Here is a 25,080-nt window from a genome sequence, read left to right as displayed (position 1 = left end):
GTGCGGCGTCAGCTCCTCTCGGAGGTGCCACGGCCCTGGGGGGACGTGGGGGGCAGCGGGTCGTCGCGCGAGATCTGTGTCTCCGGGTAGGCGGGCCGGCCCGGGGCGGTGGGCGGGGCGGGGACCTCGTCGATCCGTGCGGCGGCCTCGATGCGGGCGGCGCAGACCTTGTATTCGGGGATCTTGGAGCGGGGGTCGAGGGCGTCGATGGTCAGGGCGTTGGCGGCGGTGGGGACGGGCCAGTGGTAGGGGACGAAGACGGTGTCGGGGCGGATCGCCTCGGTGACCAGGGCGGGGAAGACCTCGCTGCCGCGGCGGGTGACGACGCGGACGGGGTCGCCGTTGCGGAAGCCGTGGGAGGGATGGACCTCGACCCAGGGTCGCGGGGTCTGTTCGACGAGGGCGCCCAGGCGGCGGGTCTGGTTGCCGGAGAGGAAGTGGGCGACGGTGCGTCCGGTGGTGAGCGAGAGGGGGTATTCCTCGGTGTACGGGTCCATGGGCGGGTGCCACTCGACGACCTGGAGGTGGATCCTGCCGTCGGGGTGGTAGGTCCGGCCGTCCTCGAAGAGGCGGGGGGTGCCGGGGTGGTCGGTGGTGGGGCAGGGCCAGGCGATGCCGCCGGTCTCCTCGAGCCGTTCGTAGGTGATGCCGTAGTAGTCGTTGACCGTTCCGGCGGACGCGACGCGCAGTTCCTCGAAGACGGCGCGGGAGTCGGGGAAGGCGAACTTGTCGCCGGCGCCGAGCCGTCCGGCGAGTTCGCACATGACCCAGGTGTCGGTGCGGACGCCGGCGGGCGGTTCCTGGGCCTTGTTGTGCTTGACGACGCGGGCCTCGGCGTTGGCCATGACGCCCTCGTCCTCGGCCCAGACGGTGACGGGGAAGACGACATGGGCGTTGGCGGCGGTCTCGGAGAGGAAGAAGTCGAACTGGGCGTGGAACTCGGTGGCGTCGTATCCCTCCTTGACCGTGGCGTAGTTCGGGAGGGAGACGAAGGGGTTGTTGCAGATGCCGATGAGTCCGCGGATCTCGCCGCGTCGCATCTGCCAGACCATCTCCATCATGGAGGTGCCGGCGGGTGGGAGTTCGGACTCCTCGATGCCCCAGATCGCGCAGATCTGGCGTCGGTGTTCGGGGTCGGAGATGGAACGGCCGCCGGGCAGCAGGTCGGACTTCTGGCCGTGTTCGCGGCCGCCCTGACCGTTGCCCTGGCCGGTGATGGTGCCGTAGCCGGCGCCGGGGCGGCCGATGTTGCCGGTGGCGACGCAGAGGTTGATGATCGTCAGGCAGTTCTCGACGCCCTGGGAGTGGTGTTCGACGCCGCGGGCGTGCCAGGCCATGGCCTTGTCGGCGCCGGCGAACACGCGGGCGACCTGGACGATCTGTTCCTCGGGGACGCCGCAGATCCCGGCGGCGCGGGCGGGCGGGTAGTCGCCGACGGCCTTCCTCACCTCCTCCCAGCCGGTGGTGTGGGCGGCGAGGTAGGCCTCGTCGGTGAGGCCTTCGGCGATGACGACGTGGAGGACGGCGTTGAAGAAGGCCGCGTCGGTGCCGGGCTTGAGGGCGACGTGGATGTCGGCGGTGCGGGCGATGGCGGTCTCGCGTGGGTCGACGACGATCAGGGTGGCGCCGCGGTCCCGGGCTCCCCACAGGTACTGGGTCATCACGGGGAAGCATTCGCCGACGTTGGAGCCGGCGATGAGGAGGCAGTCGGTGAGGAGGATGTCGGAGAAGGGGTTGCCGGCCCGGTCGATGCCGAAGGCGAGCTTGTTCGCTCCGGCGGCGGAGACCATACACAGCCGCCCGTTGTAGTCGACGTGCCGGGTCTTCAGGGCGACCCGGGCGAACTTGCCGACCAGATAGGTCTTCTCGGAGAAGAGGCTGGCGCCGCCGAGCAGGCCGAAGGCGTCGTTGCCGTACTCGGTCTGGATGCGGCGGATCTCGGAGACGGTGAAGTCGAGCGCCTCCTCCCAGCTCGCCTCGCGGAAGGGCTCGTCCCGGTTGCGGCGCATCAGGGGGGCGGTGAGCCGGTCGGGGTGGTTGACCTGCTGGTAGGCGTTGATGCCCTTGGGGCACAGCCGCATCCGGTTGATGTCGTGGTTGCGGGGTTCGACGCCGAAGACCTTGCCGCCGTGATCGACCCGCAGGTACATGCCGCACTGCACTCCGCAGAAGCAGCAGTGGGTGGGAACGAGGGTCTCGCCGTGCTGGTCGGCGTGCCAGCGGTCGGCGGGGATGCCGCCGGCGTCGCGGAAGTCGCGGGTGCCGGGCGGGGCGACGGAGGGGTCGAGAGGCAGCGGCTGCCCGGCGTGCGCGTGCGTCACTTGAAGCCCTTCTTGACGTGGGTGAGGTAGGCGTTGCCTCGCAGGACGCGTTTGCAGCGGGGGCAGTATTCGGCCCATTCGTCGAAGGCGAGCCGCAGATCGCGCATGGTGCCCCGGAGGTTCTCGACGTAGGGGACGGTGTCGATGGGCCGGCCGCAGCGGCGGCAGGCGAGGAGGCCGGAGCCGTCCGTGTCCGCGTCCGCGTCCGCTCCGGCCGTCTCGTCGTCCCTGCGGCGCGCGGTGTATTTGAACAGCTGCATGCCGACGGCTGCGGGCCGCTGGACGATGTGGAAGAACTTCCCGAAGGGGATGTAGATGAGGGTGAAGACCACCGACACCATGTGCAGGATCGCCAGGAACTCGTAGCCGCCGCCGTGCAGGAAGATCGAGGAGAAGGTGAGCAGCAGTCCCGTGACGGAGATGACGATGAGGGCGAGGAGCGGGACCAGGTCGTAGGCGAAGCGCTGGCCGGTGATGGCTCCGCGGTCCTTCATCCGGCGCCACAGGAAGTAGGAGGCGCCGGGGATGACGAGGACGGCGGCGATGTCCAGGCCGTGGAACATGAGCCAGCCGACGGCGTCGAGCGAGTCGAAGCCGAGGACCTTGAAGCCCCAGATCCGCATCTCGTAGCCGGGCCCCGAGCCGGTGGACGAGGTGAAGGTGAACCAGCCCCAGGTCAGCGGGAAGGTGATCAGCGCGGCCAGGACGCAGCCCCAGAAGATCAGCTGGTGGGCGGCCCAGCGGGCGTGGGAGCGGGCGCCGAGGAACTTCTGGAAGCCGAGGTAGGTGGCGATCATCCGGGGCAGGGCGGTGGGCGCCCGGCGGAAGTTCTCGGCGGAGAAGAGGGCGCGCCGGCCCTGCTTGAAGAGGCGTCGGGCGCCGGGGGCGGAGACCCACACGGTGTAGCGGTAGGCGACGCCGAAGGCGAGGAAGACGGTCGCGACCGCGTACGGGAGGAGGGCCGAGTCGAAGTCGCGCAGCAGCCGACTGCCGAGGACGATGGCGACGATCAGCAGCGCGGAGACGGCGACCCCGGCGAGGGTGGCGCGGCGGCGCACCTGGGCCGGGGTCTGCGGAGGCCTGTCGGCGAGGACGGGCGCGGGCTCGGCGGGGGCCGTCGGGGGCTCGGCGGGCGCCTGCGGTGGATCGATCACGCGGCCACCCTAGGATGATCTACACCCTTTTGCCCTTTTTGGCGGGCGGGTGGGTGAGGGTGGCCCTGTCACACGGTATGCGGGCCGTGGCCCTGGAGGATCTCGCGGGCGGCGGCGACCCGTTCCGGGGTCGGGCGTAGGTACCGGCGCCCCGGGACGCACGGGCCCCGCTCCGTACGGGCTCCGGCCCGCGCCCGGGACGCGCCCGGTCCGTGGTGTCGCGCGGCGTTCGCGGGGGCGGGTCTGCTGTCCTGTGGGGCATGACGCAACCCTTCCTCCCCCTCACCGCTCGGTCCCGTGACGAGACGCACCGGGCCGCCACGCCGCTCGAGCTGTTCTTCGACCTCTGCTTCGTCGTCGCCGTGGCGCAGGCCGGGGCGGAGCTGGTGCACGCCGTCGCCGAGGGGCACGCCGGGTCGGGGGTCCTGAACTACGCGATGGTTTTCTGGGCCATCTGGTGGGCGTGGATGAACTTCACCTGGTTCGCCTCCGCGTACGACAACGACGACGTGCTCTACCGGGTCGTCACCCTCGTCCAGATCGCCGGTGTCCTGATCCTTGCCGCCGGGGTGTCGCGGGCCTTCGAGGACCACGACTTCCTGGTGGTGTACATCGGCTACCTCGTCATGCGGCTCGCGCTGTCCTCGCAGTGGCTGCGGGCCGCGCACCACGCCGCCGACGCGGGCGAGCGGGCGATGTGCCGGCGGTACGCGGGCGGGGTGCTGGCCTGCCAGGTGGGCTGGACGGCGCTGCTGTTCGTGCCGGAGGACGTGCGGCCGTGGGTGTTCCTGGTGATGGCGCTGGCCGAGATGGCCGTACCCGTCCACGCGGAGAAGGACGTCGCGACGCAGTGGCATCCGCATCACATCGCCGAGCGCTACGGCCTGTTCACGATCATCGTGCTGGGCGAGACGATCGCCGCGGCGACGGTGGCCGTGAAGTCGGGGGTGACGGAGAACGACGCGCTCGGGGAGGTGCTGCCGATCGCCGCCGGAGGGCTGCTGATCGTCTTCGCCGCCTGGTGGATCTACTTCGTGGTGCCCGCGCACGACCGGCTCGTGTCCAACCGGCAGGGCTTTCTGTGGGGCTACGGCCACTATCTGATCTTCGCGTCGGCCGCGGCGATCGGCGCCGGCATCGAGATCGCGGTCGAGCAGGCGGTCGGCAAGGCGCACATCTCCACGCTCGCCGCGTCGTCGGCGGTCACCATCCCGACGGCCGTGTTCCTGCTGTGCGTGTGGCTGCTGCACGCCCGCTACTTCAAGGTCGGCATCGCCCAGCAGGCGGTGCTGCCGGTGGCGTCCCTGGCGATCCTGATGTGCACGTTCGCCGGGCACTGGGCGGTCCTGGCGGCCGGTCTCGTGGCCGCCGCGACCGTGGCGGTGGGAGTGACCCTGACGGCCACCAACCCGGCCACGCGCGCCGGACGCGCGGGCTGACCTTCGCGGCGACCTCCACATCGACCTCCGCGTCGCGATGCGGAGTGACACACACGCCGACACACACGCGCCGACACGCACGCCGGCATCCGTGCTAGGCACAGAGCATGACGACCACACAGCACAACGACGCCCTCACGGACGTGGCCGGCCTCATGGTCGGCCACGCGCGCGTGCCGGGGGAACGGGCGCTTTCCGGTACGACCGTGGTCCTCGCCCCCGAGGGCGGGGCGGTGGCCGCGGTGGACGTACGGGGCGGGGGGCCCGGCACCCGGGAGACGGACGCGCTGGACCCCCGTAACGTCGTGCAGCGGATCGACGCCGTGGTCCTGACCGGCGGCAGCGCGTACGGGCTCGACGCCGCCGGCGGGGTGATGGCCTGGCTGGAGGAGCGGGGACGCGGGGTGCGGGTGGGGCCGGATCCGACGCACGTGGTGCCGGTGGTGCCGGCCGCCTGCGTCTTCGACCTGGGCAGGGGCGGCGACTTCGCCGCCCGGCCGGACGCCTCGACGGGCCGGGCGGCCGTGGCGGCGGCCGCCGCGAGCGGGCCGCACGCGCGCGTGGAGACCGGCGCGGTGGGCGCGGGCACCGGGGCCGTCGTCGGCGGGCTCAAGGGCGGGGTGGGGACGGCGAGCACGGTCCTGGGGTCCGGGATCACGGTCGGCGCGCTGGTCGTCGTCAACGCGGTCGGTTCGGCGGTCGATCCGGAGACGGGCGTGCCGTACGGCGGCCACTTCGCGGGCGGTCGGCCCGCGTATCCCGATCCGGCCGTGCACGAGGCGGCGCTGCGGCGGCTCGCCGAGGCGCGGGCGAAACTCGGCCCGCCGCCCCTGAACACGACGCTCGCGGTGGTCGCCACGGACGCGGCGCTGAGCCGTGCGCAGGCGCAGAAGCTCGCGGGGACGGCGCACGACGGCATCGCGCGCGCCATTCGTCCGGTGCATCTCCTGAACGACGGCGACACCGTCTTCGCCCTCGCCACGGGGGCGCGCGAACTGCCCTCCGCGCCGGGGTCGCCGCCGGGGCCGCTGGCCCTCAACGAGCTCCTGGCGGCGGGTGCGGACACCGTCACCCGGGCCATCGTCCAGGCCGTCCTCGCACCGTCCGTCGGGGTCTCGGGGCCAGGTGGGGACTTCCCCGCGTACCGGGAGCTGTACGAGGTCGGGTCGAGCTCCTAGCCCTGACCGTGGAGTCCCGGTATACCAAAGGGAGTTGAGGGATGAACGAAGGGGGCGCGGGAACTCCGTGTACGCCCCCGGTCGTTTTCCCGAACGCCGGACACGATGTCAGACCCAGGGACTACGTTAAGCAAGCACCAAGTGACATGTGGCGACGGCCTGGAGACCCTCTTGAACGATCCGCGGGATCATTCTCACGATCCTTTCGAGACGACCGAGACCCACCTTGAGCGCCTCCTCGGCCGGGCGCTCAACTCCTTCGACCTGCCCGACTCCCTGATCGAGCGCCTGGAGTCGGCGCTCGCCCACTCCAGTGCGCTGCACTCCTCGCACCACAGCGCCTCGCTGCACCGCAGCACCTACCGCCACACCTATCTGCTGCCCGACGGCACCGCGCTCAGCCTCTGGGAGCTGGTGCACAACTCCGGCCGGGACGGTGCGGAGCAGCACGAGCTGTACGCGGAGGAGGCCGAGGCCCGGCTCGCCGCCTCCCGGCTGCCGACCGGCCCCTCGCCCGGCTGGACCGTGGAGCGCGCCGACGGCGCGCCGACCGACGAGGACGACGACCTGGAGCTGCTGAGCGCGCTCCTCGCGCGCCCGATACCGGCCCAGCCCCGGATGTACGTGCCGGACAACTCCGCCGACCACGCCCGCCGGGTGCTGCGCCGCGCGGAGAACGCGGACCGGCCGGGCGAGGCGACCGCCCGGCGGCTGCGGCTCGCGTTCGCGCACCACATCACCCAGGCCTTCGGGCGCCAGTGCCCCGTGGAGGGCGGCCGGGACGCCGGCTTCACCCTCTACGAGCACCAGTTCCTGCTGCTCGACGGCAGCGAGGTCAGCCTCTGGGAGGTCGAGCACACGGCGACGCCGGACGGCCGCCACATGTGCGAGGTGTACGAGGACGAGCGCGCGGCGCGGGAGGCGATGGAGTCCCGCGGCCGGGTCCGCTGACACGGGCGCGACCGGGCGTGCGGGACGGCCCCCGGTCACGCGGGCCTGCGGACCAGCAGCGCGACCGTCACACCGGTCAGCCGCTCCGCGCCGGTCGCCGTGTAGCGGGCGCGCAGGGCGCCGGCCTGCGCGGGCGGGAGGGCGTCCAGCGGGTCCGCGTCACCGGCCGGTACGACCAGCCAGATGCGGGGCTCGTCGCGCAGACAGCGCCCCGGCTCTGTGCATTCCGACGCCCACAGGTCCGCCCGGTCGGCCGCCGAGCGGGCCAGGAAGACGTCCCGGGGGTTCAGTTCGCGGGGCAGGTAGTGGCGGACGCCCGCGTCGAGCAGGCGCCAGTGGTCGTCGCCCCGGTCGTAGACCACCGCGTCTCCGGGCTGGTGGTACTTCTGGATGACGGCGGCGGCGCCCCGGAAGTCCACACCGTGCCAGAAGTGGGCGTACGGCTCGCGCAGCGCCCGCTGCTCCGGCAGCGTCAGCAGCGCAAGGCCGGCGAGCAGCGCGGCGACGACGGCCCGGGGCCGCACGTGCCGCAGTCCGGTGCCCGCCAGGACCGCCCAGGCGGGCAGGGTGAACAGCAGATAGCGGAAGTAGAAGTACGACACGTCGCCGTGCGACACCGTCCACAGCACCAGCGGCGGCGCCACGGCGGAGACCGTCATCGTGAGCAGCAGGGCCCGGTCAGGACCGCCGCTGCCCATGCCCGCGCCCGCGTCCCTCTCCCTGTCCGCGTCCCTCTCCCTGTCCGCGTCCGTCTCCTCGTCCGTGGCCGTGTTCGTGGCCGCGGCGTCGCCCTGGTCCGGCCACCGGGCCCACGCCAGCGCGGCCAGGGCGAGGGCCGCTCCCGCGGTGAGGGCCGAACCGAAGAGCTGGGGCCAGAGGCCGGCCATGCCCCATAGGTCGGGGCGGGGAATCCACGAGATCTGGCGCCCTGCGTGGGACCGGCCGAGGAGCAGCACCGGGGCGGTCGCGGCCACGCCGGCGAGAACGGCGAGCCCGAAGCGTACGGCGACGGCACGGCCCTTCGCGGCGGCCGCCACGGCGTGGCCGGCCAGGGCGGTCAGCGCCACCAGGTGCAGCAGCCCGACGGCCGACAGGGCCAGGGCGTATCCGCACCAGCGCCGCCGGCGGTCGGGCCGGTCCAGGGCCCGCAGCAGGAGCAGCGTGGCGAGAGCCACCGCGAGGACGACGAGGGCGTACGGCCGGGCCTCGTGGGCATAGCGCGACACGACCGGGGTGAGGGCGAGAATCAGCCCCGCGACACGGCCGGCCCGCGGCCCTGCCAGCCGCGCCCCGATCAGCGCGGTGCAGACCGCAGCCCCGGCGACGGCGAGCACGGAGGGCAGCCGCAGCGCGAGGTCGGAGTCGCCGAAGAGGCCGGTCCAGCCGTGCAGCAGGAGGTAGTACGCGGCGAGGACCGCGTCGACGTGCTGGAGCGTCTCGAGCAGCCGGCCGGTCGGGCGGGTCACCATCTCCCAGGTGACGAGCTCGTCCTCCCACAGCTGGGGGCCTCCTGCCCCGTACAGCCCGAGGCCCGCCGCGAGGAGGCCGGGCCACGGCCACGCGCTGCCCACCAGCCGGCGGCGGGCCTGCCCGCCCCCGGGCGCCGCGGACCCGCCCGGCTCGGTGGTGTCGGTGCGGCCGACGGGGTCGGTGGGGTCGGTGGCGCGGTCCCTTACGGAGACGGACGTTCCCATGGACGCGGCTCCTCAGCCGTGGTGGCCGGCGGACACGGGGGCGGGGACGGACCCGGGGGACCCGGGCGACGCGGGGGAGGCGGGGGCCGGGGCCAGCTTCGCCACGGCGAACTCCCGGTTGGCGCGGGTCTGCTCGCGGTAAAGGGCGGGCAGGTCGGGCAGGCCGAGGAGCCGGTCGCAGGCGGCGAGCGAGGCCTCGTGGTCACCGACCCAGTAGGCGGTGATCGAATACTCGAAGAGCAGCCCCCAGCGGTACACCCAGGGCTGCAGGAACAGCAGGTCCTCGGCGGGCGGGTCGCGGTCGAGGACGGCGGAGACGATCGCGTGGGCCGCGTGGTGGCGGTTCATGCGCCGTAGCCGCGACACCAGTTCGTAGCACGCCTCCAGGCGCTGCGGGCGCGCCTCCCAGGCCCGTACGAGGGAGTCCTGACCGGTGGCCCAGTCGCCCGCCTCGGCGGCGAGGACACCCGCCTGGAGCAGGGAGTAGTAGACCTCCTCGCCCCACCCGCCCATCGCCGCGCGCCGCTCGTAGAGGGCGGCGGCCTCACCCGCGCGGCCCAGGTCGCGGAGGGTCTGGGCGAGGTAGAAGACCGTGCGGGGGTTGTCCGGGTCGCGGTCGAGGTCGGCGGTCAGCAGGCGGGCGTCGCGTTCGAACTTGTCGTGGCGCGAGCCGCCGTCGGCGCGGTCGTCGATGACGAGGGCGTCCAGGTTCTCCTGGGTGTGGTCCCGGTCCACGGTGAGGTACTCGTGCGTGACGCCCTCGTACCGCCACGGCAGGTCGCCTCTGACCAGGCGCTTGATGCGGTATTCCAGCGTGCCCGCGTGGCGCAGCAGGTAGGCGTCGGCCGTGAGCGCGGGCAGCGGCCCGTCCTGGCGCAGCACGTGGTCGGCGTCGAGGAGCAGCAGGTAGTCGGCCCGGCCGCGAGCCCGGGCGAGGTTCAGGCTCCGGTTGTGGCCGAAGTCCACCCACCTGTCCTCGGTCAGCTCGCCGGGAACGCCGGCGAGCGCGCCGCGGATCAGCTCCTGGGTGCCGTCGGTGGACCCGGTGTCGGAGATGACCCAGGTGTCGATCAGCGGGTGCACGGAGGCGAGGCAGCGCTCGATGACGCGCGCCTCGTTCTTGACGATCATGCAGAGGCAGAGGGACGGCTTCACGGCAACACGACTCCCGCGTATCGGTCCGGGTGACCTCAGGACCGGGCGACCGTACGGACCCGAGCCCGCCGGCCGGAAACGGCACGCCGGAGGCCGCTACAAGGTTCGCTCCCGCGTACGCACCCATTCGATGCGACGCGTAGGCCGTGGAGTTGATTGATCGCCGCGACCCTCAAGGCGGCGCGCGCAGGACCCGATGACCCGCAGTGAAGCCGAACACGCTTCCGCTCACCCCCCCGATCCAGCTATCGAAGGAGCAGATGAATGCGTCCTGATCTCAGGACCGGATCCTTTCTGGGTCCGATCGCCCGGCGCCGCACCTGGGTGTCCGGTGGAGCCGTCGCCTCGCTCGCGCTCGTTCTGACGGGCATCGCGGGTCCCTCCGTCATGGCGAAGACGCCGGGCGCGCCCGGTGCTCTCAGCGCAGCCGCCCCGACCGGTGGCGGCGAGTGCCCGGACGGCCCGCCGCCGGGCCACCCGGACGGTCCGCCCCCGCACCACCAGGACGGCCCGCCGCCGCACCACCAGGACGGTCCGCCGCCGTGGGAGACGGACCGGATCCAGCAGTACGTCGACGGCAAGGTCAACCACGCGGTGCACAACGGGCCGGGCGGGCGGGTCCTCCAGGGCGGCGGTGGCGACGACTGCGAGCCGCACGGCGGGAAGCCCGGCCCGACGGGCCCGGCGGGGCCGGCAGGACCGACGGGGCCCAAGGGCGACACGGGCCCGAAGGGCGACACGGGTCCGCAGGGCCCGACCGGCCCGGGTGGCGGAACCCCCGGCCCGACGGGACCGCAGGGCATCCAGGGCCCGGTCGGCCCGGCCGGCCCGGCTGGACCGGTGGGTCCGCAGGGACCGACCGGACCGGGTGGCGGAGCCACCGGCCCGCAGGGCCCGACGGGACCGCAGGGCATCCAGGGCCCGGCCGGCCCGACTGGAGCGACGGGACCGGCTGGACCGGCCACGTGCGTTGACATCGACGCCCACCGGCTCGAAGCCAGCCGCGAGGTCAAGGGTGTCGTCGACAACGGTGACGTGTACGCCGGCATCCGCGACCTGCAGTCCGACGTCACGGACTTCATCTGGTATCCGCTCCCCGGTGCCCCGGAGGGTGCCTGCGCCGTGTCCATCGCCGAGCAGGCCAACCAGATCTCGGTCGAGGTGATCACCACCACAGGCGAGGTGTGGGAGTTCCGGTGCGTCACCGTGCCGGGCTCGGGCAACACCCTGGACTGCAGCACCGTCACCGACGTCCCCACGGACCCCGACTACCCGCGCGGCCGGTGGATCCAGCTGAACGGACCGACCGCCGCCAAGGCGAAGGCCGCGAAGACCAACAGCGTCAACAGGTTCCTGGCCGGTCAGAAGAGCCACGGCAAGGTGAACCAGGTCCTGAAGGCGATGAAGTGAGCTGATCGCTGATCCGGTCCCGGGTCCGGGTCCCGTTCCGGGGCCGCCCCGGTCGGAACACGCCCGAGGGGCGGTGCGCGTGTCCCGCGTACCGCCCCTCGGGGCCGTCCTGTCTACGGGCCGGTCAGGCTGCGACGGCGACCTTCGCCCCAGCCCCGGTCCGCTCGCCACCGCCCTCCTCAAAGGCCGGTCCGCGCGCGCTCTTGAGCAGGACGACCAGCGCCGCGCTCACCACCGTGCCGGCGACGATCGCCAGCAGGTACAGCAGCGGGTTGCCGATCAGCGGGATCACGAAGACGCCGCCGTGCGGGGCGCGCAGCGTGCACCCGAAGGCCATCGACAGGGCGCCGGTGACCGCGCCGCCCGCCATCGCCGCCGGGATGACCCGCAGCGGGTCGGCCGCGGCGAAGGGGATCGCGCCCTCGGAGATGAAGGAGGCGCCCAGCACCCAGGCCGCCTTGCCGTTCTCCCGCTCGGTACGGGTGAAGAGCCGGCCCCGCACCGCCGTGGCGAGCGCCATCGCGAGCGGCGGCACCATGCCGGCGGCCATCACGGCGGCCATGACCTTGAGCGAGCCCTCGTTGGGGTTGGCGAGGCCGCCGACCGCGAAGGCGTACGCGACCTTGTTGACCGGGCCGCCGAGGTCGAAGCACATCATCAGGCCGAGGATGACGCCGAGGACCACCGCGTTGGCGCCGGAGAGGCCGGAGAGCCAGTCGGTCAGCGCCTTCTGGAGGCTCGCGATCGGCTTGCCGATCACCAGGAACATCAGGAAGCCGACGACGATCGAGGAGAGCAGGGGGATCACGACCACCGGCATGATGCCCCTCAGGACCGCCGGGATCCGCACCCTCTGGATGGCGAGGACGGTGCCGCCGGCGACCAGGCCGGCGACGAGACCGCCGAGGAAGCCGGCGTCGATGGTGAGCGCGACGGCGCCGCCGACGAAGCCGGGGACGAGACCGGGACGGTCGGCCATGCCGTACGCGATGTAGCCGGCGAGCACCGGTACGAGGAAGCCGAAGGCCAGTCCGCCGATCTGGAACATCAGGGCGGCCCAGCTGTCGACCTGGCCCCAGGCGAAGTGCTCGGCGACGGACGGGGCCTTGTCGATGTCCCAGCCGCCCAGGGCGAAGCCGAGGGCGATGAGGAGTCCGCCGGCGGCGACGAACGGGACCATGTAACTGACACCGGACATCAGCCACTTCCGGAGCCGGGTGGCATAGCCCTCGTGCGGTTCGCCGGCGTTGTCGACGGGGGTGGGGCCCGTGGGGCGGGAGACCTCACCGCGGGTGACCTCACCGCGGGCGGCCTTGGCGCGGACCTCGGCGATGAGGGCGGCGGGGCGGTTGATGCCGGCCTTCACGCCCACGTCGATGGTGGGCTTACCGGCGAACCGTTCCTTCTCCCGTACCGGCACGTCGTGCGCGAAGATCACGCCGTCCGCGGCGGCCACGACCGCCGGGTCGATCCGGGTGAAACCGGCGGACCCCTGCGTCTCCACGACGAGTTCGGCGCCCGCGTCGCGGGCGGCCTGCTCCAGGGCTTCGGCGGCCATGTAGGTGTGCGCGATGCCGGTGGGGCAGGACGTGACGGCGACGATCCGGAACGGAGCCTCTCCCCCGCCCTCGTCCGGGTCGGCGTCCGCGTCGGCGGGCTGCTGCGGGGCAGGGGGCTCCTCGCCCGCGATCAGTGCGGCTGCCTCGGCTGCCGTGGTCGCGGTGCGGAGGGCCTGGGTGAAGGCCTCGTCCATCAGGTGGCGGGCCAGCGAGGAGAGGATGGTGAGGTGCGCGTCGTCCGCGCCGGCCGGGGCGGCGATGAGGAAGATCAGGTCGGCGGGGCCGTCGGGGGCGCCGAAGTCGATGCCCGACGGGGAGCGGCCGAAGGCCAGGGTCGGTTCGGTGACGTGGGCGCTGCGGCAGTGCGGGATGCCGATGCCGCCGTCGAGGCCGGTCGGCATCTGGGCCTCGCGGGCCGCGACGTCCGCCAGGAAGCCGTCGAGATCGGTCACCCGGCCGAGAGCGACCATGCGCTCGGCGAGCGAGCGGGCCGCGGCTTCCTTGGTGTCGGCGGACAGGTCGAGGTCGACCAGGTCCGCGGTGATCATGGGGCTCATCGCGGGCTCCCTTGCTCGCTGGGGTCGTTCACATCGCGCGGTGCGCGGTCCAGGGGGATGCGCCCGGTGATCTCCGTGCTCATCGCCGGCCCCCCTGCTCGCCGGCGTCGTTCACATCGCGCGGTACGCGGTCCAGAGGGACATCCACGGTCATCTCCGTGCTCATCGCGGGACGCCCCCCGTGATCTCCGTGCTCATCGTCGGCCCCCCTGCTCTCCGGCGTCGTTCACGTCCCGCAGTACGCGGTCCAGGGGGACGTCCGCGGTCACCGTGACCGCCGCCGGGTCGAGGTCCGCCGGGGTCGGCATCTCGCTGCCGGGGAGTTGGACGGCCGCCGCGCCGTGCGCGACCGCGGCGGCAAGGGCCTCGGGGCCCTCGCCGCCGGCCGCCAGGAAGCCGGCCAGGGACGCGTCGCCCGCGCCGACGTCGGAGCGGACGACGGGGACGGCTGCGTGGCCGTACCAGACACCGGTGGCGGAGACGAGCAGCTGACCGTCCGCGCCCAGGCTCGCGAGCACCGCGCCCGCGCCCGAGGCCCGCAGGTCCTCCGCCGCCTTCACCGCGTCGGCGACGGTCGCCAGCGGCCGGCCGACCGCCTCGGCGAGCTCCTCGGCGTTCGGCTTGACCACGTCGGGGCGGGCGGCGAGGGCCGCGAGGAGCGACGGGCCCGAGGTGTCCAGGGCGATCCGGGCGCCCGCGCCGTGCGCGCGGGTGACCAGCTCGGCGTACCACTCGGGGGCGAGGCCGCGCGGCAGGCTGCCGCAGCAGGCGATCCACTCCGGTGCGGGGTGGTAGGAGCCGACCGAGGCGAGCAGGGTCTCGGACTCCTCGGCGTTCAGCTCCGGTCCCGGCGCGTTGACCTTCGTCAGCGTGCCGTCCGGTTCGGCGATCGCGATGTTGGAGCGGGTGTGGCCGGCGAGCGGGACCGGCGCGACCCTGATGCCCTGCGCCGCGAGGAGCTGGGCGACGAGCGCACCGGGCGCACCGCCGAGCGGGACGACGGCGACCGTGCGGTGCCCGGCGGCGGCGAGGGCCCGGGAGACGTTGACGCCCTTGCCGCCGGGGTCCATGCGCTCGCCGGTGGCGCGCAGCACCTCGCCGCGTTCCAGGGCCGGGACCTCGTAGGTCCGGTCCAGGGAGGGGTTCGGTGTGACGGTGAGGATCATGTGCGTACGACTTCCGTTCCCGCGGCCTCGATCGCCGCGGCGTCCTCGGGGCTGAGCCCGCTGTCGGTGATGAGCAGGTCGACGTCGGCGAGGGAACCGAAGCGGGCGAAGTGCTCCTGGCCGTGCTTGGCCGAGTCGGCGAGCAGCACGACCCGGCGGGCGGAGGTGAGCAGGGCCCGCTTGACGGCCGCCTCGGCGAGGTCGGGGGTGGTGAGTCCGTGCTCGGGCGAGAAGCCGTTGGTGGCGAGGAAGGCCACGTCGGCGCGGATCTCCCCGTACGCCCGCAGCGCCCAGGCGTCGACGGCGGCGCGGGTGCGGTGGCGCACCCGTCCGCCGACGAGGTGGAGGTCGATGCCGGGGTGGTCGGCGAGGCGTGCGGCGACGGGCAGCGCGTGGGTGACGACGGTCAGCGCGTGGTCGAGCGGGAACTCCGCGGCGAGCCGCGCCACCGTCGTACCGGCGTCGAGGACGACGCTGCCTTCCTGGGGGAGTTCGGCGAGGGCGGCGCGGACGATCCGGTCCTTCTCGTCCGCGGCGGTGGACTCGCGCTCGGCGAGGTCCGGCTCGAAGTCGAGCCGGCCGGCCGGGATGGCGCCGCCGTGGACGCGGCGGACGAGCCCGGCGCGGTCGAGGGCCTTCAGGTCGCGCCGCACGGTCTCGGCGGTGACCTGGAACTCCTCGGCGAGGGAGAGCACGTCGACCCGGCCGCCCTCGCGGGCGAGGCGGAGGATCGCTTGCTGGCGCTCGGGTGCGTACATGTGGGTTTACGTCCGTTCCATGCCCGAACCTGTGGTTTCACGGGTCACGCTACGCCCGATGGTCGGGAAAGTAAACGGGAACGGGCATAGAAGCGGGCCCGAACGGGCATCGGAGGGGGGTTTGCGTAATGGCGCCGGGTACGGCGAAGGGCCCCGGCATGACCGGGGCCCTTCGCCGTGCCCGAGCCGGGAGGCGGTCAGACCGCCAGCGCCGGTTCCTTCACCGGCTCCATCGGCTCCCCCGCGCCCTCGACCGAGTCCTCCACCGCACCTTCGACGTGCTGCTTCGGCTTCGCCGGCAGCGCGAACATCACCAGGAAGATCGCCGCCAGCACCGCCGCCGCCCAGCCCAGCGAGTTCTGGAACGCGTTCGTGAACGCCGCGCCCGTCTCCGCCGGTGCCGCCGCCAGCCGCTTCTCGTCGATCGTCCCGAAGAACACCACCGACACCAGGCCGAGGCCGAGCGCGTTGCCCATCTGTCCGGTCGTGTTGATGAGACCCGAGGCCGAACCGGCGTGCTCCCGCGGCACCTCCGACAGCACCGCGTCCGTCAGCGGAGCCACGATCAGGCCCATGCCCAGACCCATCACCACCAGCGGCGGAATCATCTGCCAGGTCTGGATCTCCGCCCCGTAGCGGCCCGCCACGAAGAAGTACAGGAGGATGCCCGCCATCATGGTCAGGGCGCCCGCCTGGAGCACCTTGCGGCCGAAGCGCGGCACCAGCTTCTGGACCGACAGACCCGCCGCCGTCGAGACCGCGATCGAGAACGGCACACCGGTCAGGCCCGCCCGGAGCGGGCTCCAGCCCAGGCCGATCTGCATGTAGAGCGTCCACACCAGGAAGAAGATGCCCATCACGACGCCGAAGGTCAGCTGCACCGCGATGCCCGCCGCGAAGCTCTTCACCTTGAACAGCGACAGCTCCAGGAGCGGCGAGCCGTCCTTCCGCGTCTTGTACTTCTCGTACGCGATGAGGGCGGCGAAGACGAGCAGGCTGCCGGCCATCATCAGGTGGCCCCACAGCGGCCAGCCCAGCTCACGGCCACGGGTCAGCGGGTAGATCAGCATCAGCAGCGCGCCCGTCACCATGACCACGCCGACCAGGTCGAGACGGAGCGCCTTCGGCGCCTTCGACTCGATGATGAAGCGGCGGCCGAGGAACAGGGCCGCGACGCCGACCGGCAGGTTGATCAGGAAGATCGGACGCCACTCGAGGCCCGCGATGTTCCACTGCGTGAGCAGCGCGCCGAGCAGCGGTCCGGAGACCGCGCCGAGACCGATGATCGCGCCGAACAGACCGAAGACCTTGCCGCGCTCGTGCGCCGGGAAGGTGACGTGCACGATCGACAGCACCTGCGGCACCATCATCGCCGCGGCCGCGCCCTGGAGGAGGCGGGAGCCCACCAGCATCTCCTGGTTGGCGGCGAACCCGCACAGTGCCGAGGCGACGGTGAAGCCCGCGGTGCCCAGGAGGAACAGGCGCCTGCGGCCGTAGATGTCGCCCAGTCGGCCGCCCGTGATCAGACCCGCGGCGAACGCCAGCGCGTAACCGGCGGTGATCCACTGGATCGCGCCGAACGAGGCACCGAGGTCCCGCTCGATGCTGGGGATCGCGATGTTGACGATCGTGGCGTCGACCAGGTCCATGAAGGCGGCGGTCATGACGATGGCGAGGGCGATCCAGCGCCTCTTGTCCGTGGGGGCCGCATCCATGACGGCGTCGTGTGAACTCATGGGATGAACGTAGATGTCATATAGGACAGTCCATGTCCTAGATGGCGCGCATCCTGAAAACATGACGGACACACCGGCACGACTCCTGAATCTGCTGTCGCTCCTCCAGACCCCGCGCGAGTGGCCCGGCAGCGAGCTCGCCGAACGGCTCTCGGTCTCGCCGCGCACCATCCGGCGGGACATCGACCGGCTGCGGGACCTCGGCTACCCCGTCGAGGCGACCATGGGCGCGGTGGGCGGCTACCGCCTGGTCGCCGGAACGGCCATGCCGCCGCTGCTCCTCGACGACGAGGAGGCGGTCGCGATCGCGGTCGGCCTCCGGGCGGGCGCCGGGCACGCCATCGAAGGCGTGGAGGAGGCGTCGGTCCGGGCGCTGGCCAAGCTGGAGCAGGTGCTGCCGTCCCGGCTGCGGCACCGGGTCTCCACCCTCCAGAACGCGACGATCCCGCTGACCCGGGGAGACGGGGCGACCGTCGCCCCGCAGACGCTGACCGCGCTCGCGGGCGCGGTGACGGGTCAGGAACGGCTGCGGTTCGGCTACCGGGCCGGCGACGGGACCGAGACCAAGCGGCTCGTCGAGCCCTACCGGCTGGTGTCGACCGGGCGGCGGTGGTACCTCGTCGCCTACGACCTGGGGCGGGAGGACTGGCGGACCTTCCGGGTCGACCGGGTCAGCGAGCCGTTCCCCACGGGGGCGCGCTTCACGCCGCGGGAGCTGCCGGCGGGGGACGCGGCGGCGTTCATGGAGCAGTCGATGGCGCGGGCGCAGCCGGAGCTCGACCTGGACGTGAGCTTCGAGGCACCGGCGGAGTTCGTGGCGGCGCGGCTGCCGGCGCACCTGGCACCGGTGCCGGAGGGCGAGGGCGCCTGCCGGCTGCGGGTGCGGACCGCCGACTCCGTCGAGTGGCTGGCGTTGCGGCTCGCACTGGTGGACGCGGCTTTCACCGTGCACGGGCCGGCGGCGCTGGTGGGGTACGTGGAGGAGCTGGCGGCGCGGTTGGGAGCGGCGGTGAGGTGAGCCGCGGGGGGTGGGTGGCGGGTGGCGGGCCCGCTCACCCACCACCCACCCGCCCGCCGGGTCGCCGGCCGCCCTAGGCCACCGCGTCGAAGCCCGTGTCGCGGGCCAGCTTCTTCAGTTCGAGCAGGGCGTGCTTCTCGATCTGGCGGATGCGCTCGCGGGTCAGGCCGTGTTCCTTGCCGACCTCCGTGAGGGTGCGCTCCCGGCCGTCCTCGATGCCGTAGCGCATGCGGATGATCGAGGCGGTGCGGTGGTCGAGCCGGTCGATGAGGTCGTCCAGCTCCTCGCTGCGCAGGAGGGTCAGGACGGACTGCTCCGGGGAGATCGCCGAGGTGTCCTCGAGGAGGTCGCCGAACTGCGTCTCGCCCTCGTCGTCCACCGACATGTTCAGCGAGACCGGGTCGCGCGACCAGTCGAGGACGTCGATGACCCGCTCGGGGGTCGAGCCCAGCTCCGCGGCGATCTCCGCGGGCTCCGGCTCGCGGCCGTGCTCGCGGTTGAACTCCCGCTGCACCCGGCGGATGCGGCCCAGCTCCTCCACCAGGTGGACGGGGAGCCGGATCGTGCGGGACTGGTCGGCGATGGAGCGGGTGATGGCCTGGCGGATCCACCACGTGGCGTACGTCGAGAACTTGAAGCCCTTCGCGTAGTCGAACTTCTCGACCGCGCGGACCAGGCCCGCGTTCCCCTCCTGGATCAGGTCGAGCAGCGGCAGCCCGCTGCGCGGATAGCGCCGGGCGACGGCGACGACCAGCCGCAGGTTGGACTTGATGAAGAGGTCCTTGGCACGCTCGCCCTCGGCGGCCAGCGCTTCCAGCTCCTCGCGGGTCGCCGCGGTCGCGGTCTCGCTCTCCCCGTCGAGGATCTGCTGGGCGTAGACGCCCGCCTCGATCGTCTGGGAGAGCTCGACCTCCTTGGCGGCGTCGAGCAGGGGCGTGCGCGCGATCTCGTCGAGGTACATGCCGACCAGGTCGCGGTCGGCGATCTCCCCGCCCACGGCGCGAACGCTGCTTGCCCTGCCGCTGTTCCCGCCGGGGGCGGACGACTGACGACGGGCGACGGCACGGGTTGCCATGCGTGCTCCCTTGCTGAGTAGGTCGCGACACCCTTGCGGGTGCCCTGCATCCGACGGAAACAACGACTGGAATCAGGACAGAATTCCCACCGGGCACCTGGATTTTCGCGATCATGCAGTATCCTGCGCCGTCCGCGACGGGGAGGGGCATGCCGATGGGACCCACGGACGTGCAGGTCAGGGCGGGCACGGAGGGTGACCTGGGGGCCCTCACGGCGCTCTACAACCACTACGTGCGTGAGACCGCGATCACATTCGACACGGAGCCCTTCACCCCGGAGCAGCGGCTTCCCTGGCTCCGCTCCCACCCTGAAGACGGCCCCCACCGCCTTCTGGTTGCGCAGGCGGCGGACGGGATCCTCGGCTACGCGACGAGCAGCGCCTTCCGGCCGAAGGCCGCGTACGCGACCTCCGTGGAGGTGAGCGTCTACCTCTCGCCCGAGGCGGGGGGACGGGGCGTCGGGACGCTGCTGTACGAGGAGCTGTTCCGGGTCCTGCGCGGCGAGGACGTCCACCGGGCGTACGCGGGGATCGCCCTGCCGAACGAGGCGTCGACCCGTCTGCACGCCCGCTTCGGCTTCCGCCACATCGGCACCTACGGCGAGGTGGGGCGGAAGTTCGGGCGCTATTGGGACGTGGCCTGGTTCGAGAAGCGGCTCGATCAGCCGAATTAGCCGAACTGGACCGAGCGCTTCGCCAGGCCCATCCAGAAGCCGTCGATGACGCTCCGCTGGCGGTCCAGGTCGCCGGCCGCGTCCGCCGCGCCCATGGTGACGAAGAGTGGCGCGAAGTGTTCGGTGCGGGGGTGGGCGAGCCGGCCGGCGGGTGACGTGGCCAGGAAGTCGAGCAGGGCGTCGACGTCGTGCGCGGCGAGCGCCTCCCGTCCCCAGGCGTCGAACTCGGCGGACCAGCCGGGCACTCCGGTGTGGCGGAGTGCGGCGAGGTTGTGGGTGAAGAAGCCGCTGCCGACGATGAGGACGCCCTCGTCGCGGAGCGGGGCGAGCCGGCGGCCGATGTCCATGAGGCGGCGCGGGTCGAGGGTGGGCATCGAGATCTGGAGGACCGGGATGTCGGCCTCGGGGAACATCTCGACGAGCGGCACGTAGGCGCCGTGGTCCAGGCCCCGGTCGGGGATGTCCTGCACCGGGGTGCCGGGGGCGCGGAGCAGTTTGCGGACGGCCTCGGCGAGCGCGGGGGCTCCGGGGGCCGCGTACCGGACGCGGTAGTAGTGCTCGGGGAAGCCCCAGAAGTCGTACACGAGCGGCACGGTCTCGGTGGCGCCGAGGGCGAGCGGGGCCTCCTCCCAGTGGGCGGAGACCACGAGGATCGCCGTGGGGCGGGGCAGCCGCGCGGACCAGGCGGCGAGCTCGCCGGGCCAGACCGGGTCGTCGGCGAGCGGCGGCGCACCGTGGGAGAGGTAGAGGGCCGGCATCCGTTCCGGTGAGTGCTGGGTGTCCACCGCGACCTCCGAGTACTTGAAGATTCAAGCTAGAGGGTAACCCGATGTAGTTCAAGTTTCAAGGATTGGTCGTACCATGGATCCATGACCGAACCCCGCTGGCTCAGCGACGAGGAACAGCGCGTCTGGCGCGCCTACCTCCACGCCACCACCCTCCTGGAGGACCATCTCGACCGCCAGCTGCAGCGCGACGCCGGGATGCCCCACGTCTATTACGGACTGCTCGTCCAGCTCTCCCAGGCCCCGCGGCGCCGGATGCGCATGACGGAGCTGGCCAAGGCCGTGAAGATCACCCGCTCCCGGCTCTCGCACGCCGTCGCCCGGCTGGAGAAGAACGGCTGGGTGACGCGCGAGGAGTGCCCCTCCGACAAGCGCGGCCAGTTCGCCACCCTGACGGACGAGGGGTACGAGGTGCTGCGCCGCACCGCGCCCGGCCATGTCGAGGCCGTACGGCAGGCGCTCTTCGACCGGCTCACGCCCGAGCAGGTCGAACAGCTCGGCGCGATCATGCGGACCGTCGCCGAGGGCCTCCAGCCCACGGGCCCGGACGCGGACCTGCCCTGGCTCCGCTGAGCCAGGGCAGGTGACGCGCCAGAGGGGGAACGGGGCCGAGCCCGAGGGTCAGTGGGCGAGCACCGGCACCTTCACCTCGTCCTGTCCGCCGGTGCCGGAGGCCGCCACGGTGCCCGTTCCCGGCTTGCCGGTGTTGATCAGGGTCACCGCCAGCGTCGCGGAGACCACCAGGATGCCGACCGCCCACCAGATGGCGGCCGAGTAGCCCTCGACCATGCCCTGGAGCTGGAGCAGCTTCTGCGCCGCCGGGGTGGTCGCGCCCGCCGCGTGGTCGGTGAGGTACGCGGTGGTCGCCGAGGCGGCGATCGTGTTGAGCAGCGCCGTACCGATGGCACCGCCGACCTGCTGCGAGGTGTTGACCATCGCGGAGGCCACACCGGCGTCGCGCGGGTCGACCCCGTGCGTCGCGAGGGACATGGCCGGCATGAACGCCGTGCCCATGCCGAGGCCGAGCAGCAGCTGCGCCGGCAGGATCAGACCGGCGTACGAGGAGTCGACCTCCAGCTGCGTCAGGAGCAGCATGCCGACGGCGGCGGTGAGGAAGCCCGGCCCCATCAGGAGCCGCGGCGGGACCCGGGTCATCAGGCGGGTGCCGATCTGGGTGGAGCCGACGATCATGCCCGCGATCATCGGGAGGAACGCGAAGCCCGTCCTGACCGGCGAGTACCCCTTCACGACCTGGAGGTAGTAGGTCAGGAACAGGAACAGCCCGAACATCGCGATGACGGCGAGACCGAGGGAGAGGTACACCCCGCCGCGGTTGCGGTCGGTGACCACGCGCAGCGGCAGCAGCGGGGACTTCACCACCGCCTCGACGGCGGCGAAGCCGGCGAGCAGCACGGCCGAGGCGATGAACAGGCCGATCGTCAGCGGGTCCGACCAGCCGTCGGACTCGGCGCGGGTGAAGCCGTAGACCAGGGAGACCAGGCCGAGGGTGGACAGGACCACGCCGGGGACGTCGAGCGGCGCGCGGTTGCGGCCGCCGGACGGCTCGCGGATCACGAAGTAGGCCCCGGCCGCGGCGACGACCGCGAACGGGATGTTGACGAAGAAGGTCCAGCGCCAGTCCAGGTACTCGGTGAGGACGCCGCCGAGGATCAGGCCCACGGCGCCACCGCCGCCGGCGATCGCACCGTAGATGCCGAAGGCCTTGGCGCGCTCCTTGCCGTCGGTGAACATCACCGCGAGCAGGGAGAGGGCGGCCGGGGCGAGCAGCGCGCCGAACGCGCCCTGCAGCGCGCGGGCGCCGAGCATCATGGCCTCGCCGCTCGCGGCGCCGCCGAGGGCGGAGGCCGCGGCGAAGCCGATCAGGCCGACCACGAAGGTGCGCTTGCGGCCCCACAGGTCGGCGACGCGGCCGCCGAACAGCAGCAGACCGCCGAAGGCCAGCGCGTAGGCGGTGATGACCCACTGGCGGTTGCCGTCCGATATCCCCAGGTCGTGCTGGGCGGAGGGCAGCGCGATGTTCACGATCGTCGCGTCGAGCACGACCATCAGCTGGGCGAGGGCGATGAAGAGCAGGGCTTTCCAGCGGCTGGGGTCGGCCTGGGCCGGCGGGGCGGTATCGGTTTTTGACATGGGGGTAGCCACCTCTTGGCGCGGAACGGTGAGAAAAGGACGTACGGGGGCGGATTTACGGGGGTGTTCGGGGTACGGGCGAGCTCACGCCTCGCAGGCGTCGCGCCTCAGGTCCTCCAGAGTCGCGGGCGTGCCGGGCAGCAGGGAGCGGGCCGGGGCCTCCAGGCCGTCGAGGAACAGCTGGAGATGACGGTGGACGAAGCGGTCCATGTTCACGCAGGCCGTGCCGGGCAGCGGCCGGGTCAGCTGGGAGAGCGCGACCATCAGGTCGCCGACACCGACGTCGGCGCGCATCCGGCCGGCCGCCTGTGCCCGGTCGACGAGGCCCTGCACGGCCTCCTCGACGCGCTCGCGCTCGGCCCGCAGATCCGGGTGGTCCTTGTCGAAGTCGCCGTCGAGCATCGGGCACAGGGCGCCGACCCGCTCGTCGGCGGCGGCGTGGGTGAAGCGGCGGAGCGCGGCGAAGGGGTCGCTCTCCTGCTCGGCGGCCTCCAGGGCCCGCTCGGTGACCCGGGCCATGAGGGAGAGCACGACCTCGCGGACGAGCTCGGCGCGCTCGGGGAAGTTGCGGTAGAGCGTGGCGTTGCCGACCCCGGCGCGGCGGGCGATCTCGTCCAGCGGCACCTGGGCGCCGAACTCGACGAACATCTCCCGGGCCGCCGTGACGATCCGCTCGCGGTTGCGCAGGGCGTCGGCCCGCGGGCGGGGTACACGGCGGACGGGCCCCGTGGGGGCCGGGCCGGCGGTGCTGGTGCTCACGTCGCTTCTCCCTGCCTGTGAAGTGATCCGGCGACCGTGGACGTGATCCGGGGAAGGATTCCCCGTTTTGCCGGACACAGGGCTAAACGGGGACTCGCTCCCCGGTTATTTCCCGGTTCGAAGGTGACCTGGGTCACATCGCCCGGTCGGGCCACTCGGCGCGCGCTCCCCGGACCGCCCGCTCAGGCTGATCGCACGGCGCCGATCGCACCGGCGCTCGGACAGAGAGGGCGACCGCATGCAGGAGACCCGCCGACGGATACGCAGACCCATCGCCCTGGCTTCGGCGAGCGCCCTCGCGCTCGCCACCCTGGCCACGGCCAGCACGACCCTGCCCGGCCCCGCCCCCGCCTCCGCGGGCCCGGTGGCCGCCGCACCCGGGGACTCGCCGCTGGGACCGTGCCGGATCGCCACGACGATGGGTGTGCAGATGTCGGAGGGAATGCCCACCGCCCCCGGCTACGCCCGCTCCACCGGCCGGATCAAGGCCCTCAACCTGATGGTCGACTTCCCCGACGCCCCCGGCCAGGGCACGGCCATGAGCCGCTACCGCGAGTTCTTCCCGCAGACCTCCGACTGGTTCCGCGTCAGCTCCTACGGGCGCCTGCAGTACCACCCCGAGACCCCGATACCCGACTGGCTGCGGATGCCCCGCCCCTTCACCTCGTACGGGGTCGAGCGCGGCTCACCCTACGAGCCGGGCTACCGCGGCCTGGTCGAGGACATCGTGAAGGCCGCCGACGCGAAGGTGGACTTCAGCGCGTACGACCTGGTGAACGTCCTCGTCACCCCGAACGCCGGGCCCTCGGCCCTCGACACCGTGCTGTCCGTGACCTTCTCCGGCAACGACGACGCCCCCTTCGCCGACGGCGTCCCGCTCGCCAACACGTCCTTCGTCTACAGCCGGCAGGACGACGGATCGGGGTCGTACGCGGAGACCGGCTACCGGGTCCTGCCGCACGAGAACGGCCATGTCTTCGGACTGCCCGACCTCTACACCGTCGACGGCGGCGGCACCGTCGGGCACTGGGACATCATGTCCGAGGACTGGGGGGCCAACAACGACCTGCTCGGCTGGCACAAGTGGAAGCTCGGCTGGCTCGACGACGAGCAGGTCGGCTGCGCCTCGCGCACCGGTGACTTCGAGTACACCCTCACCCCGCTCGCCAGGACCGGCGGCCGCAAGCTCGCCTTCGTCCCGCTCTCCGGCACCTCCGGCTACGCGGCCGAGGTCCGCACCCGCGAGGGCAACGACGAGGCGGTCTGCAAGCCGGGCGTGCTGGTCTACCGGGTCGACACGGACGTGGACACCGGCCACGGGCCGGTCACCGTCGCCGACAGCGACCGGGGCACCGGCGGCTGCACCCGGCGGCCCAACGTCCACGCCGAGCTGTCCGACGCACCGTTCCGGACCGGCGAGACCTTCACCGACCGGGCCAACGGCGTCCGCATCACCGTCCTCGGCGAGGACACGGCGACCGGCGGCTTCCGGATCCGCGTCTCGCGCTCCTGAGCCGAGGCCCTCCCGGGCACCGTCGTC

20 protein-coding genes are annotated in these 25,080 nt (G+C 72.7%); 8 read left to right on the top strand and 12 right to left on the bottom strand.

The annotated features are described in order from the left end of the window. Window positions 1-8: 8 nt before the first annotated feature. The gene (locus tag ACFY7C_RS33525; RefSeq protein ID WP_389658264.1) at window positions 9-2,321 is read right to left on the bottom strand and encodes a molybdopterin oxidoreductase family protein; all 2,313 of its coding nucleotides are present in this window, start codon (window positions 2,319-2,321) and stop codon (window positions 9-11) included. Beyond that, window positions 2,318-3,475 (bottom strand): MFS transporter, encoded by a 1,158-nt coding sequence (locus ACFY7C_RS33520; RefSeq protein ID WP_389658262.1) that lies wholly within the window; start codon window positions 3,473-3,475, stop codon window positions 2,318-2,320. Before ACFY7C_RS33520 ends, ACFY7C_RS33525 begins: the two co-directional genes overlap by 4 nt. Before the next feature lie 260 nt (window positions 3,476-3,735). Here ACFY7C_RS33520 and ACFY7C_RS33515 point away from each other — a divergent pair, with 260 nt between their 5' ends. The 3 genes from ACFY7C_RS33515 to ACFY7C_RS33505 all read left to right on the top strand — a co-directional run bounded on the left by ACFY7C_RS33515 (window position 3,736) and on the right by ACFY7C_RS33505 (window position 7,043). After that, a complete protein-coding gene (locus ACFY7C_RS33515; RefSeq protein WP_389658259.1) occupies window positions 3,736-4,914 on the top strand; it encodes a low temperature requirement protein A in 1,179 nt (392 codons plus the stop codon). Between the two features lie 107 nt (window positions 4,915-5,021). Beyond that, window positions 5,022-6,092 carry a P1 family peptidase gene (locus ACFY7C_RS33510; protein WP_389658256.1) on the top strand — a complete coding sequence of 357 codons (1,071 nt, stop codon included), beginning with the start codon at window positions 5,022-5,024 and terminating at the stop codon, window positions 6,090-6,092. Between the two features lie 171 nt (window positions 6,093-6,263). Continuing rightward, window positions 6,264-7,043, top strand: coding sequence for a DUF6227 family protein (locus ACFY7C_RS33505; protein WP_389658253.1), 780 nt, complete (start codon window positions 6,264-6,266; stop codon window positions 7,041-7,043). A 35-nt stretch (window positions 7,044-7,078) separates the two neighbouring features. Here ACFY7C_RS33505 and ACFY7C_RS33500 read toward each other — a convergent pair whose 3' ends face one another. After that, window positions 7,079-8,737, bottom strand: coding sequence for a glycosyltransferase family 39 protein (locus ACFY7C_RS33500; protein WP_389658251.1), 1,659 nt, complete (start codon window positions 8,735-8,737; stop codon window positions 7,079-7,081). A 12-nt stretch (window positions 8,738-8,749) separates the two neighbouring features. Next, entirely contained in the window at window positions 8,750-9,892 is a 1,143-nt protein-coding gene (locus ACFY7C_RS33495; protein ID WP_389658248.1) for a glycosyltransferase, read from the bottom strand. A 264-nt stretch (window positions 9,893-10,156) separates the two neighbouring features. On the opposite strand from ACFY7C_RS33495, the gene ACFY7C_RS33490 reads away from it, so the two are divergent. Then, window positions 10,157-11,302 (top strand): hypothetical protein, encoded by a 1,146-nt coding sequence (locus tag ACFY7C_RS33490; RefSeq protein ID WP_389658245.1) that lies wholly within the window; start codon window positions 10,157-10,159, stop codon window positions 11,300-11,302. Window positions 11,303-11,426: 124 nt separating this feature from the next. Here ACFY7C_RS33490 and ACFY7C_RS33485 read toward each other — a convergent pair whose 3' ends face one another. The 4 genes from ACFY7C_RS33485 to ACFY7C_RS33470 form a co-directional block, all read right to left on the bottom strand. Beyond that, the gene (locus ACFY7C_RS33485; RefSeq protein ID WP_389658242.1) at window positions 11,427-13,418 is read right to left on the bottom strand and encodes a fructose-specific PTS transporter subunit EIIC; all 1,992 of its coding nucleotides are present in this window, start codon (window positions 13,416-13,418) and stop codon (window positions 11,427-11,429) included. Between the two features lie 194 nt (window positions 13,419-13,612). Next, window positions 13,613-14,584, bottom strand: coding sequence for a 1-phosphofructokinase (pfkB, locus tag ACFY7C_RS33480; protein WP_389658239.1), 972 nt, complete (start codon window positions 14,582-14,584; stop codon window positions 13,613-13,615). Further along, window positions 14,581-15,342: a DeoR/GlpR family DNA-binding transcription regulator gene (locus tag ACFY7C_RS33475; protein WP_389658236.1), complete on the bottom strand. Its 762-nt coding sequence runs from the start codon at window positions 15,340-15,342 to the stop codon at window positions 14,581-14,583. Before ACFY7C_RS33475 ends, pfkB begins: the two co-directional genes overlap by 4 nt. A 197-nt stretch (window positions 15,343-15,539) precedes the next feature. After that, a complete protein-coding gene (locus ACFY7C_RS33470) occupies window positions 15,540-17,078 on the bottom strand; it encodes an MFS transporter (RefSeq protein ID WP_389658233.1) in 1,539 nt (512 codons plus the stop codon). A gap of 61 nt (window positions 17,079-17,139) precedes the next feature. Here ACFY7C_RS33470 and ACFY7C_RS33465 point away from each other — a divergent pair, with 61 nt between their 5' ends. Continuing rightward, complete coding sequence (locus ACFY7C_RS33465; protein ID WP_389658230.1) at window positions 17,140-18,096, top strand: helix-turn-helix transcriptional regulator; 957 nt, start codon at window positions 17,140-17,142, stop codon at window positions 18,094-18,096. Between the two features lie 73 nt (window positions 18,097-18,169). Here the strand turns inward: ACFY7C_RS33465 and ACFY7C_RS33460 are convergent, their stop codons facing one another. Next, complete coding sequence (locus tag ACFY7C_RS33460; RefSeq protein WP_389658227.1) at window positions 18,170-19,171, bottom strand: RNA polymerase sigma factor RpoD/SigA; 1,002 nt, start codon at window positions 19,169-19,171, stop codon at window positions 18,170-18,172. 149 nt (window positions 19,172-19,320) lie between these two features. Here ACFY7C_RS33460 and ACFY7C_RS33455 point away from each other — a divergent pair, with 149 nt between their 5' ends. After that, a complete protein-coding gene (locus tag ACFY7C_RS33455) occupies window positions 19,321-19,845 on the top strand; it encodes a GNAT family N-acetyltransferase (RefSeq protein WP_389658224.1) in 525 nt (174 codons plus the stop codon). Here the strand turns inward: ACFY7C_RS33455 and ACFY7C_RS33450 are convergent. Continuing rightward, window positions 19,842-20,603: a dioxygenase gene (locus ACFY7C_RS33450; RefSeq protein WP_389658786.1), complete on the bottom strand. Its 762-nt coding sequence runs from the start codon at window positions 20,601-20,603 to the stop codon at window positions 19,842-19,844. The genes ACFY7C_RS33455 and ACFY7C_RS33450 overlap by 4 nt on opposite strands. A 111-nt stretch (window positions 20,604-20,714) precedes the next feature. Between ACFY7C_RS33450 and ACFY7C_RS33445 the strand changes: the two genes are divergently transcribed. Beyond that, on the top strand, window positions 20,715-21,203 hold the full coding sequence (locus ACFY7C_RS33445) for a MarR family winged helix-turn-helix transcriptional regulator (protein ID WP_389658221.1): 489 nt from the start codon (window positions 20,715-20,717) through the stop codon (window positions 21,201-21,203). Window positions 21,204-21,251: 48 nt separating this feature from the next. Here the strand turns inward: ACFY7C_RS33445 and ACFY7C_RS33440 are convergent, their stop codons facing one another. Both ACFY7C_RS33440 and ACFY7C_RS33435 read right to left on the bottom strand, forming a co-directional pair. Continuing rightward, on the bottom strand, window positions 21,252-22,781 hold the full coding sequence (locus ACFY7C_RS33440; protein WP_389658218.1) for an MFS transporter: 1,530 nt from the start codon (window positions 22,779-22,781) through the stop codon (window positions 21,252-21,254). Between the two features lie 84 nt (window positions 22,782-22,865). Next, entirely contained in the window at window positions 22,866-23,540 is a 675-nt protein-coding gene (locus tag ACFY7C_RS33435) for a TetR/AcrR family transcriptional regulator (protein WP_389658215.1), read from the bottom strand. Between the two features lie 238 nt (window positions 23,541-23,778). On the opposite strand from ACFY7C_RS33435, the gene ACFY7C_RS33430 reads away from it, so the two are divergent. Beyond that, window positions 23,779-25,053: a M6 family metalloprotease domain-containing protein gene (locus ACFY7C_RS33430; protein ID WP_389658212.1), complete on the top strand. Its 1,275-nt coding sequence runs from the start codon at window positions 23,779-23,781 to the stop codon at window positions 25,051-25,053. The last annotated feature ends 27 nt before the right edge of the window (window positions 25,054-25,080 follow it).

This window comes from Streptomyces sp. NPDC012769, from assembly GCF_042901205.1.
Classification (GTDB): domain Bacteria; phylum Actinomycetota; class Actinomycetes; order Streptomycetales; family Streptomycetaceae; genus Streptomyces.
This window is presented reverse-complemented; position numbering and strand designations above follow the sequence as displayed.

Bases quoted from the DNA above. Each gene is read 5' to 3' on its own strand.
- ACFY7C_RS33475 (WP_389658236.1), bottom strand. From the start codon at position 15,342: ATGTACGCACCCGAGCGCCAGCAAGCGATCCTCCGCCTCGCCCGCGAG.
- ACFY7C_RS33490 (WP_389658245.1), top strand. From the start codon at position 10,157: ATGCGTCCTGATCTCAGGACCGGATCCTTTCTGGGTCCGATCGCCCGG.
- ACFY7C_RS33515 (WP_389658259.1), top strand. From the start codon at position 3,736: ATGACGCAACCCTTCCTCCCCCTCACCGCTCGGTCCCGTGACGAGACG.
- ACFY7C_RS33500 (WP_389658251.1), bottom strand. From the start codon at position 8,737: ATGGGAACGTCCGTCTCCGTAAGGGACCGCGCCACCGACCCCACCGAC.
- ACFY7C_RS33465 (WP_389658230.1), top strand. From the start codon at position 17,140: ATGACGGACACACCGGCACGACTCCTGAATCTGCTGTCGCTCCTCCAG.
- pfkB (WP_389658239.1), bottom strand. From the start codon at position 14,584: ATGATCCTCACCGTCACACCGAACCCCTCCCTGGACCGGACCTACGAG.
- ACFY7C_RS33445 (WP_389658221.1), top strand. From the start codon at position 20,715: ATGACCGAACCCCGCTGGCTCAGCGACGAGGAACAGCGCGTCTGGCGC.
- ACFY7C_RS33510 (WP_389658256.1), top strand. From the start codon at position 5,022: ATGACGACCACACAGCACAACGACGCCCTCACGGACGTGGCCGGCCTC.
- ACFY7C_RS33430 (WP_389658212.1), top strand. From the start codon at position 23,779: ATGCAGGAGACCCGCCGACGGATACGCAGACCCATCGCCCTGGCTTCG.
- ACFY7C_RS33450 (WP_389658786.1), bottom strand. From the start codon at position 20,603: ATGCCGGCCCTCTACCTCTCCCACGGTGCGCCGCCGCTCGCCGACGAC.
- ACFY7C_RS33455 (WP_389658224.1), top strand. From the start codon at position 19,321: ATGCCGATGGGACCCACGGACGTGCAGGTCAGGGCGGGCACGGAGGGT.
- ACFY7C_RS33440 (WP_389658218.1), bottom strand. From the start codon at position 22,781: ATGTCAAAAACCGATACCGCCCCGCCGGCCCAGGCCGACCCCAGCCGC.
- ACFY7C_RS33485 (WP_389658242.1), bottom strand. From the start codon at position 13,418: ATGAGCCCCATGATCACCGCGGACCTGGTCGACCTCGACCTGTCCGCC.
- ACFY7C_RS33460 (WP_389658227.1), bottom strand. From the start codon at position 19,171: ATGGCAACCCGTGCCGTCGCCCGTCGTCAGTCGTCCGCCCCCGGCGGG.
- ACFY7C_RS33470 (WP_389658233.1), bottom strand. From the start codon at position 17,078: ATGAGTTCACACGACGCCGTCATGGATGCGGCCCCCACGGACAAGAGG.